Origin of the sequence: Paraburkholderia sp., from assembly GCF_026225065.1 — a bacterium.
GTDB lineage: Bacteria > Pseudomonadota > Gammaproteobacteria > Burkholderiales > Burkholderiaceae > Paraburkholderia.
In genome coordinates this window covers 1-5,249 of sequence record NZ_JAMFSB010000043.1, presented here as the reverse complement: position 1 = coordinate 5,249, position 5,249 = coordinate 1, and the positions used below count along the sequence as shown (strand labels likewise).

Annotated in this window: 4 protein-coding genes; 1 reads left to right on the top strand and 3 read right to left on the bottom strand. The window is 62.0% G+C overall.

Going from position 1 to position 5,249, the window contains the following annotated elements:
• From M0954_RS03145 to zwf, 3 genes are all read right to left on the bottom strand, one after another.
• Window positions 1-1,444: bifunctional transcriptional regulator/glucokinase (locus M0954_RS03145; RefSeq protein ID WP_297351590.1), on the bottom strand; the 1,444-nt coding region annotated here is incomplete at its 3' end.
• Window positions 1,422-2,126, bottom strand: a complete 705-nt coding sequence (pgl, locus tag M0954_RS03140; protein ID WP_122153675.1) for a 6-phosphogluconolactonase — start codon at window positions 2,124-2,126, stop codon at window positions 1,422-1,424. The genes pgl and M0954_RS03145, both read right to left, overlap by 23 nt.
• A gap of 184 nt (window positions 2,127-2,310) precedes the next feature.
• Window positions 2,311-3,771, bottom strand: a complete 1,461-nt coding sequence (gene zwf / locus M0954_RS03135) for a glucose-6-phosphate dehydrogenase (protein ID WP_297351588.1) — start codon at window positions 3,769-3,771, stop codon at window positions 2,311-2,313.
• Window positions 3,772-4,280: 509 nt separating this feature from the next.
• On the opposite strand from zwf, the gene M0954_RS03130 reads away from it, so the two are divergent.
• The coding region (locus M0954_RS03130; RefSeq protein ID WP_297351586.1) for an ABC transporter substrate-binding protein at window positions 4,281-5,249 on the top strand (969 nt) is incomplete at its 3' end.

Genomic DNA, 5,249 nt, shown 5'->3' with positions numbered 1-5,249 from the left:
TATTCGAATTGCCGAGCCCATAAAACTCAATGCGTCGCGCGCCGTTCAACAGGTCGATCGCCCGCTCGACATGCTCGAAGTTCAAATGCTCGCGCAACTGCAAAATCGCAGAGATCGTGTTGTCCAGAACCTTCGCGCCAAAGTCCGTCGCCGTGTCGCCCAGGTGCACCTGGCTGTGACTCACCGGAATCGTTCCGGTCAGCCCCGTTGCCAGCTTCAGCTTGAAATCGGATAAGCCCTGACAGCCCAGCGAGCGGCAAAAACGGATTACCGTCGGCTGGCTCACGTCAGCCTTGCGCGCGATGTCCACAATCGGATCGTTGATGATCGAACGCGGATGATTCAGCGCGAGATCAGCCACGCGACGCTCAGCCGGCGTCAACGCGTCCCGCATCTGACGAATGCGCTCGAACACCGCGGATGAACTGCCGCCCGCACGGTTCGACAACTGCTCTGCCAGAATCGCCGAGACTCCCAGGAACGCCGGATACTCCGCCGTGATCACGTAGGTCGGTACGCTCTGCAGATACGCCTCGAAGCGGCCCTTCGCCTCAAAGCGCTCGCGGAATGACGAACGCTCAAAGAATTCGCCCAACCGCGGCACCACGCCGCCGCCAATGTAGATGCCGCCCAGCGCGCCTAGCGTCACCGCGATGTTGCCGGCGAACGTGCCGAGAATGCCGCAGAACACATCCACCGATTCCGCCGCCAGCGGTTCGCCTTCGAGCGCGCGTTTGACTACCTCGGAGGTGTCGAAACTGGTCGGCACACGTTTCTTGTCGCGCGCCGCCAGCGCCCGGTAGACCACCTCGATGCCCGGACCCGCCGACACGCGTTCGAACGATACATGCGACCATTTTTTGCGTGCGTACTGCAGCACCAGGTCTTCGCGCTCGTCGGCTGGCGCGAAGGTGGCGTGGCCGCCCTCGCTGCCCAGCGCTATCCAGCGGTCGTCCGCCGGAATAAGACCGGACACGCCGAGGCCCGTGCCCGCGCCCAGCAGCCCGATCACGCTGTTCGGCCGGCGTGCGCCGCCGCCTACCTGCACGCGTTGCGTGTCGGTCAGGCCAGGCAACGCCATCGCCAGCGCGGTGAAGTCGTTGACGACCAGCAGTGTGTCGAAGCCCAGCGCCCGGCGCGTGGCTTCGATCGAAAAGGTCCAGTCGTGGTTGGTCATGCTGACCTGGTCGCCGTCGACCGGGTTCGCAATCGCAATCGCCGCGTGGTTCACGCGGCCAATCTTCGAATCTTTCAGGTACTTCTTGATGACGTCAGCGACGCCCGGGTAATCGGCGCAGGGATACACCTGCACCTGGCCAATTTCGCCCGGCCCCGTCTCCAGTGCAAAACGCGCGTTGGTGCCGCCGATGTCGGCCAACAGGCGCGGTCCATCGGCGTGCTGGCCCGCGCCCGGGCCAGCGTTACTTTTCACACCAGTAGACATCGAGTCTCACTCCCTTGTCGTTTGCCAACTGTGAGATGGCATTTTTTTGTGGCGCAGCGGCGGCGGCGTTGAGCACGTCCAGCTTGCGCGGTCCTGCAATCAACAGAAATAGTCGGCCCATCTGCTTCAACGCGGACATGGACCAGCTTACGCGTGCATGCGGCGCAGCGCCCGGATGCACGGCGACAAAGTGGTCCGGGGTCGTGATGGCGAAGTCCCACTCGGGCGCATCCGCAAAGATCGACGCCGTGTGACCGTCCTCGCCCATGCCGAGCACGGCGACATCCGGCAGCGTGCGACGCGCGTCGGCGTTCAACGCCGCAACGTGCGCCTCAAGCGATTGACTGGTATCCACCAGCGGCCAGAATGCGGCAGCTTTCGCGGCGTTCTGCAACAACGTCTCGTGCGCAAAACGCGAATTGCTGTCGTTGTCCGTTTCGGGAAGCCAGCGGTCGTCGACCAGCGTCACGGCAATGCGCGCCCAGTCGAACGGTTCAGTGGACAGGGTCTGCAGGAACGGACGCGGACTGCTGCCGCCCGACACTGCCAGCGTGACGTGGCTCGGGCCATTACCGGCCGAGGCTGCGCGAGCGGTCAGGGACGCCTGCAAAGCGTCGCCCACCGCTTTCGCCAGCGCGTCCGATTGGGCGCGTTGGTCGTCGAAAGTGTGAAGCTCGATCATTTCTCCTCCGTACTGCTTTTTGTCGGGTCTGCGGAATATGCCGTCACGCTGGACAATTGCTGCCTAAGGGACCGGTTCCCTACGCTGCCGTTGCCGCTGTTACGGCGCCACCCCGTTCAGTCGATCGGTATGTCGCATACGGCGAACGCGGCGCGGCTTTTCAGATGCGCTGCGTCACCGCAGATCAGTTTTCTTCTTCGAGCCAGCACGTACCATGCTGCGCCAGCATCGCGCTCGAGGCCGCCGGCCCCCACGTGCCTGCCGCATACGGTTTGGGCGGCTTGTTAGCGGCCGCCCATTCATTCAGGATCGGTTCGACCCAGCGCCATGCGGCTTCCTGCTCGTCGCGCCGGACAAACAGCGCGAGCCGGCCGTTGATCACGTCGAGCAACAGGCGCTGATAAGCCTCCATCTGCCCTTCGCGGAAGAACTGGTCGAACGCGAGGTCGAGGTGAACGCTGGCTAGGTTCATGCCCTCGCCAGGCTGCTTGGCGAGGCAATACAGGCGAATCGTTTCGTTCGGTTGCAGGCGGATCACCAGCCGGTTTGCACCCGGACGCAAGGCCGTCGGCCCAAGCGCCGAATGCGGCACCGCGCGAAAGTTCACCACGATCTCGGCGACCCGGTCGGCCAGACGCTTGCCGGTGCGCAGGAAGAAGGGCACGCCGGCCCAGCGCCAGTTTTCGATTTCCACCTTCAGCGCGACGAAGGTCTCGGTGTTGGTGTTCGCCTTGACGCCGGGTTCCGTGGCGTACGCCGGCACCGAGGTGCCGCGGATTCCGCCCGCATGATACTGGCCGCGCACGGCGATCTTGCTGATGTCGCGTGAATCGATGGGCTTCAAGGCCCGCAGCACGCGCAGCTTTTCGTCGCGCACCGAATCCGAATCCATCGAGTGAGGCGGCTCCATGGCCACGATCGAGAGCAACTGCAGCAAATGGTTCTGCACCATGTCGCGCAGTGCGCCCGTATTGTCGTAGAAGTCGCCGCGCGCTTCCACGCCCAGCTCTTCTGCGATCGTGATCTGGATGCTCTCGACCCACTCACGGCGCCACAACGGTTCGAAGAGCGCATTGCCGAAGCGCAGCGCGAGCAGGTTCTGCACCGGCTCTTTGCCGAGGTAGTGGTCGATGCGGTAGATCTGTTCTTCGGCGAAGATCTCGCCCACTGCGTCGTTGATCGCGTTGGACGACTTCAGGTCGTAGCCAAGCGGCTTTTCCAGCACGATGCGCGAATTCGTATTGAGGCCGACAGCGGCGAGCGCGCGGCAGATAGGCACGAACAGCGAGGGGCCAGTGGCGAGATAGAACACACGGATGCCGGGCAGCTCACTCACCGCATCGCGCAGCAGCGCGAAGTCTTCGGCTTTGCCCAGGTCGAGCTTCACATACTGGATGCGCTCGAGGAAGCCGGCCCATGCCGCTTCATCGAGACCGTTCTGCGAGACATACGGCTTGACGTGTTCGTTGACCCACTCGATATATCCTGCGCGATCTTCCACATGACGAGTCACACCAACGATCTTGCCGCTTTCCGCCAGCATCCCCGCACGGTGTGCTTCATACAGTGCCGGCAGGATCTTGCGCATCGACAGATCGCCGGTTCCGCCGAAGAGCACGAAGGTGAAACTTGAATCGGTAAACATGAGTCTCCGTCGATGTCCTGAAGGCCGCCCGCAGCGACCGTAGTCCGATAAAATTTTTTTTGACACTGAATTGTAGTTTAACTACAATCCAAATCAAGAGGTAGCGCTAAATCGATGAAAAAAGCGGGCATGGTCAGACGAGATGCGCGTTTTCCCGAGTCGGCTGGCGTCCCCTGCATGTTAACGGACATTGCGTTTTCGCACGTGCTGGCTGCCTCGGGTGGCAAACAGTCATGCGGATGTCAGGGTTAACGTGTGAGGAGCCTCGAGTGAGTCTGCCGCGCGCGACGCGGGCAGGCAAAAATCAAAAGAGGAGACAGTCAGTTGCATCCCGAACCACTCATCTTCTGAGCTTCCAGCGGCCGAACGTCGGCTTGCCGGCACATGCACGCGCATGCGCCGGCCCGAGGCTCGATCGCCCTGTGTTTTGCCTGTTTTGAACCAACCACAGCACCCTGGAGAATCAGGGGCCATTCGTTTTTTGTTCAGGTGTCTGGAGGAGATAAGCAATGAAATTTCGCGCGATCATGGGCGCTTTGTGCGCTGCAGGTCTGATGTGTGGTGTATCCGCAGCGCAGGCTGCTGAGTCGATCGAAGTGCTGCACTGGTGGACGTCAGGCGGCGAATCGAAAGCCGTCGGCGTGCTCAAAGATGACATGCAGAAGCAGGGTTACACCTGGAAGGACTTTGCGGTTGCGGGCGGCGCTGGTGCAGCGGCCATGACAGCACTGAAGACGCAGGTGATCTCGGGCAATGCACCGAGCGCTGCGCAGATCAAGGGTCCGCTGATTCAGGAGTGGGCGGAGCAGGGCGTGCTGGTGCCGATCGACTCGGTCGCGGGTGACTGGAAGAAGAACCTGCCGCCGCAGATCGACAAGATCATGCATGCAGACGGTCACTACGTGGCAGCGCCGTTCTCGGTGCACCGCGTGAACTGGATCTGGATCAACAAGTCGGCACTCGACAAGGTTGGCGCCAAGCCGCCTACCACATGGCCGGAATTCTTCGCCCTCGCTGACAAGCTGAAGGCCGCCGGCATCCAGCCGGTTGCTGCCGGCGGTCAACCGTGGCAAGACCTGACGCTGTGGGAAGACGTGGTGCTGTCGCAAGGCGCTGACTTCTACAAGAAGGCGATTGTCGACCTGGACCAGAAGACCCTGACGTCGCAGCAGATGGTTGGCGTGTTCGACACGGTCCGCAAGATCGAGTCGTACATGGACACGGGCCGCACGGGCCGTGACTGGAACCTCGCAACGGCCATGGTCATCAACGGCAAGGCCGGCATGCAGTTCATGGGCGACTGGGCGAAGGGCGAGTTCGCGAACGCGAACAAGCAGCCGGGTACGGACTATATCTGCGCACCGGTTCCGGGTACGGCTAAGGGCTACACGTTCAACGTCGACTCGTTCGTGTTCTTCGCACAGAAGGGCTCGAAGGATGCAACAGCTGGTCAACTGGCGCTTGCCAAGACGATCATG

Bases quoted from the DNA above. Each gene is read 5' to 3' on its own strand.
- zwf (WP_297351588.1), bottom strand. From the start codon at position 3,771: ATGTTTACCGATTCAAGTTTCACCTTCGTGCTCTTCGGCGGAACCGGC.
- pgl (WP_122153675.1), bottom strand. From the start codon at position 2,126: ATGATCGAGCTTCACACTTTCGACGACCAACGCGCCCAATCGGACGCG.